The sequence below is a fragment of the Bacillus thermotolerans genome, assembly GCF_000812025.2.
Lineage (GTDB): Bacteria > Bacillota > Bacilli > Bacillales > Domibacillaceae > Quasibacillus > Quasibacillus thermotolerans.
In genome coordinates this window covers 1-14,743 of sequence record NZ_JWJE02000029.1, presented here as the reverse complement: position 1 = coordinate 14,743, position 14,743 = coordinate 1, and the positions used below count along the sequence as shown (strand labels likewise).

The following is a 14,743-nucleotide window of genomic DNA, read 5'->3' as shown; positions in this document are numbered from 1 at the left end:
CCTTTTAAGAATATAGTAAAGAAAAGGACAATTATAGTTAGGAGAGATGGCAGCTATGTTTCAACGGCCCGTCATCGTGCACACACGTTCATATACAGATACCGACAGAAATATTTTCGTTTATTACCCTATCGTCACTGGTCTTAATAACGCAACGCTTCAAGAATCCCTCAACCGGACTGTCATCCTGCAGCTGAATAATTTACTAAGAGAGCGGGACGCTTTTGACCCGTCGCTTGTCGAACTTCAAGGCTGGTTTGAAGTAAAAACGAACCAGAGAGGCATTTTAAGCATTGCATTGTATGCGTATTCCTACACCGGCGGGGCTCACGGTTTGACGACCATTAAAACACTGACCTTTGATTTAACATCCGGTAAACTTTACACATTAAGCGAACTCTTTAAAGAAGGCGCTGATTACGAAAATGTGCTGCTAGGCTTAATCAAAGACCAAGTAAAAGCAAGAGATATTCCTGTGATTACCGGCGAAGTCACCCCACCCGAAAATGATCATTTCTATGTAGCGGATAAGAGTCTAGTTCTGTACTATCAGCTGTATGATTTAGCTCCTTACGTATACGGCATCACTTATTTCCCTATTAGTATCTATGACCTCCAGGACATCATCGATGAAAATGGCCCGCTTGGAGAAATGCTGGGTTCAGTCTAATCATAAGCTCTGCTATTCTAAAAAGAGGATCCAAAGCATGAGCTTTGATCCTCTCTTTTATTTCCTCTTAACATCTTAAGGCTCATTACTAGAGGGTCCGCAAGCATTGTTTGGCGGCGGTGGTTCAGGGGGCGGCGGAGGCTCGGCGGGTGGTTCTTTGCAGTTCTCACAACAGCAGCACTGACAAGGGGGCGGAGGCTCGCTGTTTTTGCGCTGACGCTCTCTAATGTATGCAAGCCCCGCGATTCCTGCAAGCAGCGCTGCACTTACCTCTGCGTAAATGCTCTCAATATCGGTTACCTGCAGAGCGGTTTTTGACAAGATGCCTGCCCCTACTCCGATAAGTACGTCTCCTAAAAACCCTAGCTCAAAATAGATTCTCCTCTTCGCCTGCTCCTCATCCCACCTCATGCCTACTATAAAGAGTAGAAAATCAACAATCGTAAATATAAAAGACAAAGGGCGGTACCATACTCTTCTTACATTGAGGCTAACTGCTTTCTTCGTCCACTTCCCCTTTCGGTACGGAATCACAAGGAACGGCACCTGCACCGTTCCTTTCCTTACGTAATGAGCAATCAGTGCACCTAACAAACTCATAAAAATCGAAACCTTATACAGGCTCCAAAACTCCGCTAAGGAAATCGAATAAAATTGTTGTATGTTCTCCAAGCGGCACTCTCCTTTGCCAAGCATTTATTTGAGCCGGCGACTCAGAAAGACGGAAAAATTCTCCTTTTAGAATTGTAGTGTTCTTTCTAGAGAATTAGTACGAAATACATAAAGGATTTTAAAAAGGACAGATTGCACCAAACGGCACTTTAATAAAAAAGACACTCGTTAAGAACGAATGTCTAAAAGCAGGGCTTAGCTTCTAAAACAACCTAAAGAAGAGACAACCGTTTCTCTTTCCAGGATTTTCTAGAAATCAGGTGATAGATTATAGATACTGATCAAAAAAGCTCATTCCTTTTTTATTGAACGACTCGTTTGGCGCCCATATACTTCGTCTTCCAATACGTGTCGCTCATTTTAACCGATTTAACACCTTTTGTCGTGACCCCAATGAAGGTACCATTTCCGCTGTAAATGCCCACAAAAGAAACAACGCCTTTTTTACCTGTCGCATAGAAGACCAAATCTCCCTGTTTCAATTGGCTTTGTGGCACGGATTTGCCTATTTTGTATTGAGCCGCACTCGTGCGCGGAATCGCTTTCTTCGTTGCCGCATGTTTATACACATATTGAGTAAAACCGCTTGCATCGAAACCTTTCGGTGTGGTTCCTCCCCACTTATAAGGGCTCCCTACATACCTTTTTGCTACAGACGCTACTTCCTCCCCATAATTAATCGTTGCCGATGCCTTCGGCGCCGTTCCGAAAACAAAGGCAGCCACTAAAGCAAGAATCACAAACACGGTTGTTACCCATTTGACATGCGGTGAACTTAGACTCATTCTTTGCTCCTCCTCAACGGAAAATTGACCTACGATTTCTACTATATGGCAATTTTTCCCATTGATTCCTGCCACGCAATCGTTTTTTTGCCGACGAAAATAGACAAGAAACTGCGCCTTTGCACACCCTCTTGCTCTTCTACATTCGCCTGGTTGTTTGTGATTTTTATATCCCCTGCTTAAGAAGTACTAAAAGCCGTGCAGCCTTAATATAACTAACAGGGAAAATAATAGACAGTCTAGTAAGCACCTTATAACTCTAACTCTTTTTGTTTGGAGTGATGAAAAATGCTTACCTCTATATTAATCACCCATACACTTGCTGGAACCGTTTGCTTAATCAGCGGATTGCTTGCTATGTCTTCTAGAAAAAGAAAGGGGCGGCATACCTATGCCGGAGAGCTCTATCACGGTGCTTATGTCACCGTCTTTATTACAGCCTTGATTATGTCCATTTGGCATTGGGAAGAAAGTCAATATCTCTTCTATATTGCTCTGTTTTCCTACGGGCTGTCCTTAAGCGGCTATTTAGCTGTTAAAAGGAAATGGAAAGGCTGGATCAACTTTCACATTGGCGGCATGTTAGGCTCCTACATCGGCATCGTAACAGCCGTTGTAGTAGTAAATGTGCCTAGGATTCCTTTATTAAATGAATGGCCTACCTTACTCTTCTGGTTTTTGCCCACAATTATTGGGATGCCCCTTATATTTCTTGTTCAGTGGAAATATAAACCTGGAAAGTAACATTTCCGCCTAACCTTTCTCTAAAATTTTCTTCCCTAAAAATAGCCCTTCTCAAGCTAAATGCTAGCTTAAGGGGGCTATTTCTGTTGGAAATGTACCTACAAGCAACTGCTCTCTCTTTTATCATAGAAATCATTATATACTAGTTATGGAGGTGCTTATTATGATGATGAAGCAGAGGAATGGAACAGCAGTATACTGGGCAGTGCTGATATATAAAGAATGGAGGATGCACGTGGCAGCCACAGCGCGAGGACTTGCCTTCGTTGGCTCTCTTCATCAGCCGTTTGACGAATTAGCTGCCTGGGCAAAAAAGCGATTTCCGGACAGCCCGCTTATTGAAGATGAAAAGAAGCTGCATCCTTACTTAGCTGAATTGATTGAATTTCTTCAAGGTACAAGACAGCAATTCTCCCTTTCAGTTGATTATAGAGGAACCCCTTTTCAACTCGATGTATGGAATGCGCTAAGAGAAATCCCTTATGGACAGACATGGACCTATTCAGATATCGCTGACCGAATCAATAGACCTTCAGCCGTCCGGGCTGTTGGCACAGCCATTGGTGCCAACCCCCTCTTAATCACAGTGCCCTGTCACCGGGTAATAGGGAAAAACGGTTCGCTGACGGGTTACCGTGGAGGCTTAGAAATGAAGACAAAACTGCTGGAGCTTGAACAAGAAAACCTGAAAGACTAACGGTTCCAGATAACGAGACTTCAAGCCCCCTGCTTGAAGTCCTTTCTTTGTCTCAAGAATGACTACCAAATTTTTCTTTTCATCACTGGTTTCTCCATTTGGCCTTGTACAAAAAGGAAGCTGCCTTGGCCGTCCTGTCCTTTCTATCTGCCTGCTTTTCGAGCTTTTTTAATAGTTACTTCGAATACGATGGTATCTCCAGCAAATACCGGCCTGAGAAACTCAAAGTTCATCGTACGAGCAAGGACATCCTACTTTGGTCGGCAAGGTAGCTGTCAGCAGTCCTTGTATAACAGGTCTTCCTTGCTCTTTTCGCTTATTCCATGCAGAAAGGCACCCTCACCAGAAGCTTCTAAAGGGTGCCCGCATGTCAGGAAGTAAAACCTATTTATACCTGTTTATTAAGATCCTTCGCTAATTCAAAAAAGAAATCTAAAGAATCCGGATTCGCCACAGAGCCCCGGTTAACAACCTTCTCTGCCGGCATGCCAAGGAGAATTTTTCGAACCGGTACTTCAAGCTTTTTGCCGCTGATGGTTTTGGGAATATGTGACACTTCATAAATCTCACTTGGAATAAAACGCGGGGAAACCGTTTGTTTGATTGCAGCTCTAATTTGCTGCTTCCGCTCATCAGTAAGTGACATCCCTTCCTTCAGAACCACAAACAGAGGCATAAATGAGTCTCTGCCCAGTGACTCTAAATCTACTACCAGGCTGTCTACTACTCCATCCACCGCTTCTACTGCTCGGTAAATCTCGCTTGTGCCGAGCCTTACGCCTCCTTTATTAATGGTTGAGTCAGACCGTCCATAAATCACGCAGCTCCCCTTCTCGTCAATCCTAATCCAGTCTCCGTGCCGCCATATTCCCGGATATACATCAAAGTAGCTGTCATGATACCTTTTGTTTTTTTCATCGTTCCAAAAATAAACCGGCATCGAAGGCATTGGTTCCGTAATGACCAATTCACCGACTTCGTTCGTTAATGCCTTTCCGTTCTCATCGAAGGATTGTATGCTGGCTCCAAGGGCCCTCGTTTGAATTTCCCCGGCATAGACCGGCAATACCGGCGAACCGCTGACAAAGGCCGTGCATACATCAGTTCCTCCACTGATCGATGCAAGCCATACATCTTTCTTCACGCTCTCGTATATCCATGCAAATCCTTCATTCGACAGAGGCGAACCTGTCGAAGCAACAGCTCTTAAGTGGGACAGATTTCGGGTTTCCCCCGGTTTTACTTCAGACTTCATACATGAATGGATGAATCCTGCACTCGTGCCAAAGTACGTGATCTTTATTTCCTCAGCCAGTTCCCACAGCACCTCCAGGCTAGGATAAGAAGGGCTCCCGTCGTAAAGTACAATCGTTGCCCCAACCATTAAATTACCTACTAAAAAGTTCCACATCATCCAGCCAGTTGTTGTATACCAGAAGAAAACATCGTCTTTTCCAATATTCTGCTCAATCTGCAAGGTTTTCAAGTGCTCCAGCAAAATGCCCCCATGCCCCTGTACAATCGCTTTGGGCAGGCCTGTGGTACCCGATGAGTAGAGTATCCATAGCGGATGGTCGAATGGCACCTGTTCAAACGATAATTCACCTGCCGGCTTCACCGCTTCCTTCCACGAAATACACTGATCAGATATACGTGCCGGCTGGCTGCTTATATAGGGAACCAGGATTGTACGCCGGACGGAGGGAATGGCCTGCTCGAGCTGGGCAACATGAGGCAGACGGTCAAATGTTTTGCCGTTATACTGATAACCGTCTACAGCGAATAGCACTACCGGTTCAATTTGCTTAAAACGGTCAATCACACTTTCAATGCCGAAATCCGGGGAGCAGCTCGACCAAACGGCTCCGATGCTTGCACATGCCAGGAAAGCGATCACCGCCTCAGGAATATTTGGCATATAAGCAGCCACCCGATCTCCCGGTTTGACTCCTAATGCCTTTAGAGAAGAAGCAACCGCTGCTGTTTTCTCCTGCAGCTCTTCCCAGGAAACCTCTTGTCTCTTTTTGTGCTCAGCTTGAAAAATTAGAGCCGGCTTCTTCCCTTGAGTATTCCGAAACACATGCTCCGCATAATTTAATCGCGAGCCCGCAAACCACTTTGCTCCTGGCATTTGCCTTTTATCGAGCACACGTTCATAAGGCTGAGAGGACTGTACTTTGCAATATTCCCAGACAGATGCCCAAAAGCCTTCTATATCGGTTACAGACCACTCCCACAAGGACTGAAGAGAGAAAAATGACTTGCCTTTTTCCTCCTTGAGCCAGTTCATATAATCAGACACACTTGCCTTTTCAATTTGCTCTGGTGTCGGTTCCCACAGCTTTAATCCACTCGTAACCGTCTTCATATTTTCTCCTCCCCAGGCATATAGTCATTATTTATATTTAGATGAGAAAGGCACTGCGTTCGTTATTCTGAAAATAATAGTTTAAGTAAAATTATAAATATTCAGTCTTTTGGTGTCAAATCTCTGTCTATCATCCACATGGAAAAAGAGATACCATTCATGCCGGCATCTCTTCTCTATCTACCTTTATTGCAAGGCTGGCTTCGGAGTGACTCTTTCAAGAAAACGTTCCAGCCGGTTGCACCCTTCCTCCAGCTTTTCCATCGAGCAGGCGTAGGAAAGGCGGATATACCCTTCTCCAAATTCAGAAAAGGCCGTTCCTGGCACAACAGCAACCTTCTCTTCTTCAATAAGCCGAAGAGCAAAGTCCAGAGAAGCCAGCCTAGTATGTTTAATTGACGGAAATAAATAGAAAGCACCGTCCGGCTTTATCACCTCAAGTCCCATCGCTATAGCCCGCTCGTACACGTAATCTCTTCTTTTCTTATACGCTGCCTTCATCATAGCCACTTCCCCGATCTCTTCTGTTAAAGCAGCAAGGGCTGCATACTGGCTGATCGTACCGGCGCAGACTGTGTTAAAAATATGAACCTTCAAGATTTCAGCTGCAATTGGAGCAGGTGCCATTGCAAAGCCGATCCGCCACCCTGTCATAGAGTGTGATTTAGATACACCATTAATAACGATCGTCTTCTCTCTTAACTCTGGAGCATTGGCGATAGAATAATGCTCCCTGTCATAAACAAGTCCACTGTAAATCTCATCAGATAAAATAAAAATATCTCTATTCACCAAAAGCTCAGCTATCTTCAGAATTTCCTCTTTATCTAATGTATAGCCAGTCGGATTAGACGGGGAACAAAGAACAATACAGCGGGTATGGTCAGTTAAATGCTTCTCAATCATCGCCGCTGTTATCTTAAAATTAGTTTCTCTCGTATCGGCATATACAGGAACGCCTCCGCTCAGCTTAACAGTCGATTCATACCCTGGATAGATAGGTCCAGAAATAATGACCTCACTGCCTTCTTCTAAAATCGCCCGGAACGTCATATCGATGGCTTCACTTGCCCCTGTCGTAACAATCACTTCATCCTCGGCACGATATGACAGTCCGTATTGACGGTTCATGTATTCACTTACTGCCTGTCTTAATTCTATGAGTCCGCATTGTGAGTGTAAGCTGTCTGGTTATCGTCGATCGCTGCTTTAGCGGCATCCTTTATCTTTTAAAGTCCGGCTGCCCTAGAGTCATGTTAATGATCTCTGGATCGGCAGCTGCTTTGTTGGCAATGACACGAATACCTGATACCTCAATAGCTTTTAAACGTGAATTCATTAAACCTTTCATTTTATTTCATCCTTTTACTTAAATTTTGTCTACTCTCTTCATACATTGCCCTGTTCGTTACACTGCAGTACATGTATATATCTCCTACCCTGGTTAAAATGAAGCTCGTTTATATAAATGCAATTCACGTGCCAGTGAAAAACCACTTTTTTCACAATAAAGCATGAGTGATAAGGGTTTATGAGGTGAAACGAGGCTTTCAACTGTGCTGTCTTAGAAGTTTGATCCACTTACGGTTCAAACATTCATAAATGGATCATTTGAATCGAAAGGATTTTCCACTATGATCTAAATATGGTTCAAAAAGAAAAGGGAAAGTCATAGTGGTGATAAACAGTGAAGATCTTCCTGATGATTTAGACACTTTGAACGATGGGCTTTATATTACAGATGCCAGGGAGCAACAGTCTGAGTAAATAACAAAATGGACCTACAGCCCGCAAACCGGCAGCTGTAGGTCCATTTTTTATACATCCTGAATTTTTCCACCAATCACTGTCATTTCTACTTTCGTATCTAACAGCTCGTCGGCATCCTCTGCTGTAAGAAAATCTTTCGAGTAAACCGTCATGTCCGCAAGCTTCCCAGGAGTGATTGTTCCTTTTTTATGCTCCTCATTCGTGGCATACGCCCCGCCAATTGTAAAGGTTTTTAGTGCTTCCAGCATCGAGAGCTTTTCTCTCTCATTCCAGCCATTATGTGTTTGCAAAGGCGCTCGTCGTGTAACCGCCGCGTGAATGCCTAATAGTGGATTAACCGGCTCTACCGGAGCATCTGACCCGCCGGCGCACAGCACACCTTCATCTAACAGAGACTTCCATGCATACAAGTACTCAATACGCTTCTCTCCCAGTCTGTCCTGGACCCACGGAAAATCCCCAACGATAAACCGCGGCTGAATGTCGGCTACAATGCTTGGATCAGCCAGCCGCTTCACTAAATCCTCTCTTAGAAGGGAAACGTGAATAATGCGATCACGATATTTGACCTTTGGAAATTGCTCGAGCACATTCAGCACATTCTCCACCGCTTGGTCGCCAATCGTATGAACAGCCACTGGCATGGAGTGATCCCTTGCCGCCTTAATGATTTCATACAGTTTGTTTAAGTCCTGCTGCTCTTCCCCGTATTGATCCGGCGCATCATGATACGGCTCCGAGAGGAGGGCTGTTCTCCGCCCAAGTGCCCCGTCCTCAAAGATTTTGATTGCCCCGATTTGCAATTTGTCATTTCCGTAGCCGGCATACATGCCCCTTTCTTTCAAACGATCAAGGAAAGGATAATCAATCAGCAAGTTACAGCGCAGTCCCTTTTGCTCCTGGTTAATCAGCTCATCATACATTTTGTATGTACGATCCAAGCCGCCTAAGAAGAGTGGATCATTCGAGTGAGCACTCGTCATTCCGTTCTTCACCGCATAATCCATCGCTTGTCCTAATGCCCTCTTTAATTCCTCGTAGGTTTTTTCCGGTATATAGCTTGTAATCAGCTTTGATGCCGATTCAAGCAATAATCCAGTAGGCTTTTTGCTGTCTGGGTCAAGAATAACTTCTCCTCCTACCGGTACGGGAGCCGTCGGGTCGTAATTACTTATTTCCAACGCTTTGCTGTTTACAAGAAAGGCATGGTGACATACTCTTTTGAGAAACACCGGGCAATGCGGCGCCACGTGGTCTAATTCCTGTATCGTCGGAATACCTCCGTCCTCAAAGAGATTCTCGTCCCAGCCTAGTCCAAGAAGCCATTTGCCTGGAGGCAGTGCATCGGCTCTTTCTTTAATGCGTTTGAGCATTTCCTGCTTGGATGTAACGCCAATTAAGTTTAAATCTAAATATTGAAAAGCCACTCCTGAAAGATGGAGATGGCTGTCGATTAAACCTGGAGTAACCATTTTTCCTTGCAAATCTACCACTGTTGCTCCGTCTCTCCCCCATTGCAGAGACATGTCCGCATGAGAACCCATATCTACAATATTCCCATACTCGACAACGACAGATTCAACGACCGGCTGATTTGCATCAAGCGTATAAATCGTTCCGTTTGTATATATAATGCGTGACATACTGGCTCCCCCAAACATGAAATAAATAACAAAAAGTGAAGGGCTTATACTGTTTTTCTTTTTTATGGCCTTGTGGGACTATCAGTATAAGCGTAAATATTATTTTATCAAAAAACAGCCTATTTGATAGCGGAATTTTCAAAAATTACGAGTTTTTTTCTTGTAATTTTTGTTAGCTCGCAGGGATGATACACTCCAACAGAATGAACAAGCTATCGCTCTGCGAACATTCCATTTCTTTCAGAAAAGAAGGCAAATTTGACTTGTCCTGAAGCCATAACCGCTTGTTTCATTAGGAGTGCTGATTTGATTAGGGGTGCCTTGATTAATGAACTGTGCTGCTGCAAAGGCGGTACAAGCAAGGGGGACGGAGGCCGAACACGCAAATTTGAATAAAGGTACACGAAGCAGCATTATTCTAAATCCTTCACGGAATGTCTCTGCCAGCTCACTCAGTGTCAATCTACTATAGTAAAGAAGAAAGCGGAGAAAGCTTCTCCACCCCTTCATATATATTTCTTCTACTAGCTTAGTGAATATTTCTTTTCGTACACTAGCTCGCCGCCCATATACGTTTTCTCCACCTGAACTTTATCAATCTTCTCCGGATCAATCTCTAAAATATCCTGATCTAACACAATGAAGTCTGCATGGTGTCCAGCCTTCAGCTGCCCGATATCTGGAATCCTTGTCAGCTGCTGAGCCGCTCGTGTATAAAGCTCCACAGCCGTTGCTGCATCTACCCGCTGGCTTTGACCGGTATCCGTTCCGTCATACGCTGTACGAGTAACTGCTGCTTTTATACCAATAAATGGGTTAACAGGATCCGCCCAAGCCGTTCCCGGGGCATCAGAGGAAAAAGCGACTTCTATACCAGCCTCCAGCATATCCTTCACCGGGTATGTGCTTTGCGTACGCTCAGCACCGAGATTCTTTAAATAGCTCTCAATTTCCGCGTATAGGAAGACAGGCTGTGTCACAATACCAATTTTTGCTTTTGCTGCCCATTTCAGCGTTTCTTCTGTCATGAGTGCTACATGCTCAATTCTGACAGAAGGTGCATCTTCCAGCCATCCTTCCTGGTCATAGAACGTTTCTACAATTAAATCAACCGCCTGCTCCCCCATGGCATGGATTACCAGCTGAACATTGTTTTGCCTTGCCGCTTCTCCTGCAGCCAGCAATTCTTCCTTAGAAGTCATTGGAATACCGAAATTGTTTTTCTCCCCTGAGAATGGAGGGTTAACCCAAGCTGTCTGACCAGAAATACTTCCATCCGAAAATAGCTTAACGCCGCCTACATGAATAGGATTCTCCCTGTTTAATTTCTCCTGATCAATAACAGGCTGGTCCTTTAAATCTCCCCATACATAATAAAGAATCGTTCTTTGCTGAAGTCCTTTTTCACGAGTCAGGTTGTACATATTCATGTAGTCCACTGGATGAGCTCTTGACAAAAGGTCAGTAATCGCCGTAATGCCTTTAGCAAACAGCTGTGAACTTAATTCAGCAAGTGCCGTTGCGTTTTCTTCTATTGTATGCTCAGGCATCAGCTTAAACACAAGCTCTCTAGCATTCTCACGCAGAACCCCTGTTGGCTCTCCATTCTCGTCCTTATCGATTTGGCCTCCTGGAGGGTTTGGTGTATCCTTCGTAACACCTGCCATCTCCAATACTTTGCTGTTTACTGTAGCAATGTGCACACAAGAACGACTAGCGATAACAGGCACGTCTGGAGCCGCCTCATCCAAATCCCAGCGTGTCGGCATGCGTCCTTCTTCAGCTTGCCTTCAGCATATCCCCAGCATTCAATCCAGCGGCCTGGCTCTAAGGTTTCACGCACGGCACGAATTTCTTTCTGTAAGTCGACAATCGAATATACATTGGGAGGAAGGGCAGCGATTTGCTTGGAATACATAGCTAGGTGCCATGGATGAAGGTGAGCATCGACTAGACCTGGGATCACGCGACAGCCTTGAAGATCAATAATCTGGCTCCCTGCTTCTGTCACTTCTTCTTGTTTCCCAATCCAAGCAATACGACCATTATTCACCTTCATGGCACTAGCGTAAGGTTGATCTGGATTAGAAGTGAAAATTTTTCCATTCACAAAAATAAGCTCTTGCTGTTTGTTCATCTCTGCTCTTTCCTTTCTAACACAAATACTTCAATAGGCTGATGTTCACACCTTTTAACAGTATAGTGTTCGTTTTCAGAACGCTCATATCTACACCTAATAAATTAAAGCAAGTTTTATGCCAAGTTTATTGTTTTTTCACTTTTCATTTTTTAATAATAAAGAACAAAGCAGTAAAAACATAGCTTTTCTAGCATTCTCATGATTAAAATTAATGTTTACCTATAAGCTTTCTAACCGGGAAAGCTTATCCATAGAAAAAGAGAGGGGAAATTTATCTCCTCTCCGTAAAAAAAACTTAACGCAGGCCATATTTATCCATTTTGTATTTCAACGACTGCTTGGAAATACCTAGCTGTCTGGCCGCCGCCGCAATAATACCACCGGACTCCTCTAGCGCCTGAACAATAATTCCCTTTTCAAACTCATCCACCGTCTCTTTCAAGGAATGGACAGCCTGTGCCTTTTGGCCGGCAGGCAATTTCTTCTTCGTCCGTGTAATTCTAGCAGGAATATCTTCCATCGTAATTTCATGAGAATTTGCATTGTTAAAAGCTGTTTCTATAGCATTTTTTAGTTCCCTTACGTTTCCCGGCCAATCATAGGACTTGAACTTCTCCATTACTTCCGGCTGCACGCGATCAATGAAAATATTCATATGATTATTATAAAAATTAACATAATGAGTCACTAATGCTTCGATGTCTGCTTGTCTCTCACTTAAGGTAGGGAGATTTATTTGAACGACACCAAGACGGTAATATAAATCCTCTCTCATTCTTTTTTCTTCTAATAATACTTCCGGGTCCTCATTCGTTGCAGAAATTACCCTAATGTCCAGTTCAATATCCTCTTTACCGCCTATTCGCCTGATCCTTTTTTCTTCCACCGCTTTTAACAGTTTCACTTGGAGGTAAATATCTAATGAATTGATCTCATCGAGAAACAAAGTTCCCCCGTTCGCCTGTTCGAAGAGACCAGGCATACTCTCAGCTCCTGTAAAGCTTCCTTTTACCGTACCGAATAGCGTGCTTTCAAGCAAGTTAGGAGGTACCGCTCCACAGTTCAAGGAAACAAACGGCTTCTCATATCGGTCGCTTAAATTATGTATAGCTTGAGAAGCCACCTCTTTCCCTGTTCCTGTTTTCCCGAAGATCAAGACAGTTGAATCCGTTTGCGCAACTTTTCGGATTTGTTGCTTAATGACCTCCATATTCGGATCAGTTGTGATAATGTCATCAATAGTATAGACTGTGTTATTTTTCCTGTAAATTTTATGGCCCGCATACTTATCCAAATGACGAATGCTGTCCTTCTCGAAAAAGTGCTTAGAAAATTCAACAGCCCCGACAATTTTATTATTCTCTTTAATTGGGTAGGTAGAGTTTACCGATATGATGAGATTGCCTCTCTTCGTATAAATCTCCTGCTTGATTCCACATAAAGGCTCACCGCTGCGCAACACACTCATGATTGTGCTAGTCTCATTTGTTAAATCCTTATAAGAGGTAGTCACATGTTGTCCCAAGAAGTTTTCTGGTCTCTTGTCCAGTTCTTTCAAAATATTTAAATCGGCGATATCATAAAAGATGAGATTGCCTCGTTCATCGGTTACTAATACGTTATCGAATTCAGCTAGTTCCTTATACTTCTCTGCATCAATATTCATTTATCTCCCTCCATCCCCTATAGTAGCAAAAACCAAGCGGCATTGTAATCCAGCTAGTCATATCTTTAGCTGTATCGACCAGCTTAAACCTTTTGAGGCCTGTTTAACCACAACAAAAAAAGCACAGAAAAATTTCTCCGTGCTTTTCATAAAGAACCTTTAGAAAATCAAACCAAACGAATCACTGTTACCTTTATAATTCTATTTCATCTCCGTAGCCTAACACAGCTACTTTCGTTTTCTCATAACCGCTGAGCTCTTGTTCAAGCTCTTTATCTCTTCCCGCCATGGCTCCAATTACCGGAAATGCCTCAAGAAGGGCATCAAACACCTCTCCATTTACAGCCTTTTCTTTGATCGGGAACGTATGACTTGGAATCACATAATCTACATCTAATAAATTCCTCACTGCATAAGCAGCTTCCTTAGGTCCCATAGTGAATTGCCCTGAAGAGGACAAAATAGCTACATCTGGCTGATACAGCTCCTGATATAACTTCATATCCATCATAATATTTGTGTCTCCGGAGTGATAGACGGTCCGATCTTCATGAAAATCAAAAATATAACCAGCTGCTTCCCCTGCATACAGCGGTGTCCCTTCTGTCTCTCCATAGCTTGACGTATGACGAGCTTGTACCATAGTGGCTGTCATATCCTCAAAGGAATAAGATCCCCCAAGGTTAAGCGGATATACTTGATCAAACCCTTTTTGCATTAGAATCATAGCCAGCTCGTATTGGGCGATCACTAAGCAATTAGGATTAGCTTCCCGAAGTTTAGCTAAACCACTTGTATGGTCAAAATGTCCATGAGTCAATAGTACTGCATCGATTGTACGCAAATACTCCTTCGTTTGATAATCAGCCGGACATCCCGGGTTCATATCAAAAAAAGGATCTACTAAATACCTTTTTCCTTGTTTACTTGTTAATACATACATCGCATGGCCTAAACGTAAAATTTTCATACTTTCTCCTCTTTCTTCTTTTATGTAGTTATAAATTCATAAAATGAAGAACCGATATCTTCTCTTTTCTTCTATTTGTCGACTAATCTGTTTAACTATTTAAATAGCTCAAGAGAAAGTAAAAGGTTCTTACCTTCCTGCAGACTTAGAGTATATTATTTCATTGTATAAATGATTCACCTTAATTTTAACTTTCTGTAAATTGATTACACACATAAATAATAAAATATCTTTATCCAGCAGGCCTACAAGAAAAGAACAGCTATGATTGTAGCTGTTCTTTTCTCAGGTGCCTGGCAGCGTCCTACTCTCACAGGGGGAAGCCCCCAACTACCATCGGCGCTGAAGAGCTTAACTTCCGTGTTCGGGATGGGAACGGGTGTGGCCTCTTCGCTATAGCCGCCAGACTGTATAAGGTTGAAAGAACGTTGTTCTTTCAAAACTGGATAATATGCTTGGGAAGTAACCGGCAATACCTTGCCATTTTGTTGTTTGTTGTCCAGCTCCGGCTCCTAGATAGTCGCCTTTGCTTTTCGTTTTTTAGGATAAGTCCTCGATCGATTAGTATTCGTCAGCTCCACGTGTCACCACGCTTCCACCTCGAACCTATCTACCTGA

The 14,743-nt window shown here is 43.4% G+C and carries 9 protein-coding genes, 1 rRNA gene and 3 pseudogenes; 3 read left to right on the top strand and 10 right to left on the bottom strand.

The window, feature by feature from the left end; all coding sequences use genetic code 11:
- Nucleotides 1–46: 46 nt before the first annotated feature.
- Nucleotides 47–670, top strand: a complete 624-nt coding sequence (locus QY97_RS11850; protein ID WP_082090185.1) for a DUF3298 and DUF4163 domain-containing protein — start codon at nt 47–49, stop codon at nt 668–670.
- A gap of 75 nt (nt 671–745) precedes the next feature.
- Here the strand turns inward: QY97_RS11850 and QY97_RS11845 are convergent, their stop codons facing one another.
- A complete protein-coding gene (locus QY97_RS11845) occupies nt 746–1,342 on the bottom strand; it encodes a hypothetical protein (RefSeq protein WP_039238387.1) in 597 nt (198 codons plus the stop codon).
- 302 nt (nt 1,343–1,644) lie between these two features.
- Nucleotides 1,645–2,127: a C40 family peptidase gene (locus tag QY97_RS11840; RefSeq protein ID WP_039238388.1), complete on the bottom strand. Its 483-nt coding sequence runs from the start codon at nt 2,125–2,127 to the stop codon at nt 1,645–1,647.
- Between the two features lie 288 nt (nt 2,128–2,415).
- Here QY97_RS11840 and QY97_RS11835 point away from each other — a divergent pair, with 288 nt between their 5' ends.
- Together QY97_RS11835 and QY97_RS11830 are read left to right on the top strand one after the other, a co-directional pair.
- Nucleotides 2,416–2,871, top strand: a complete 456-nt coding sequence (locus QY97_RS11835; protein WP_039238389.1) for a DUF2306 domain-containing protein — start codon at nt 2,416–2,418, stop codon at nt 2,869–2,871.
- Nucleotides 2,872–3,040: 169 nt separating this feature from the next.
- A complete protein-coding gene (locus tag QY97_RS11830) occupies nt 3,041–3,568 on the top strand; it encodes a methylated-DNA--[protein]-cysteine S-methyltransferase (protein ID WP_039238399.1) in 528 nt (175 codons plus the stop codon).
- 62 nt (nt 3,569–3,630) lie between these two features.
- On the opposite strand, the pseudogene QY97_RS21150 reads toward QY97_RS11830, so the two are convergent.
- The 8 genes and pseudogenes from QY97_RS21150 to rrf all read right to left on the bottom strand — a co-directional run.
- A pseudogene (locus tag QY97_RS21150) lies at nt 3,631–3,877 on the bottom strand (hotdog domain-containing protein); the annotation flags it as partial.
- A gap of 79 nt (nt 3,878–3,956) precedes the next feature.
- Nucleotides 3,957–5,936 carry an acetoacetate--CoA ligase gene (locus QY97_RS11825; RefSeq protein ID WP_039238390.1) on the bottom strand — a complete coding sequence of 660 codons (1,980 nt, stop codon included), beginning with the start codon at nt 5,934–5,936 and terminating at the stop codon, nt 3,957–3,959.
- A 186-nt stretch (nt 5,937–6,122) separates the two neighbouring features.
- A pseudogene (locus tag QY97_RS11820) lies at nt 6,123–7,287 on the bottom strand (aminotransferase A).
- Nucleotides 7,288–7,753: 466 nt separating this feature from the next.
- A complete protein-coding gene (locus QY97_RS11815) occupies nt 7,754–9,349 on the bottom strand; it encodes an amidohydrolase (RefSeq protein WP_039238391.1) in 1,596 nt (531 codons plus the stop codon).
- A 524-nt stretch (nt 9,350–9,873) separates the two neighbouring features.
- Nucleotides 9,874–11,408: pseudogene (locus tag QY97_RS11805) on the bottom strand (amidohydrolase).
- Nucleotides 11,409–11,784: 376 nt separating this feature from the next.
- The gene (locus QY97_RS11800; protein ID WP_052725899.1) at nt 11,785–13,155 is read right to left on the bottom strand and encodes a sigma-54 interaction domain-containing protein; all 1,371 of its coding nucleotides are present in this window, start codon (nt 13,153–13,155) and stop codon (nt 11,785–11,787) included.
- A 193-nt stretch (nt 13,156–13,348) separates the two neighbouring features.
- The gene (locus QY97_RS11795; RefSeq protein WP_052725900.1) at nt 13,349–14,125 is read right to left on the bottom strand and encodes a metal-dependent hydrolase; all 777 of its coding nucleotides are present in this window, start codon (nt 14,123–14,125) and stop codon (nt 13,349–13,351) included.
- 291 nt (nt 14,126–14,416) lie between these two features.
- Nucleotides 14,417–14,532: ribosomal RNA gene (gene rrf, locus QY97_RS11790) — 5S ribosomal RNA — on the bottom strand.
- Between the last annotated feature and the right edge of the window lie 211 nt (nt 14,533–14,743).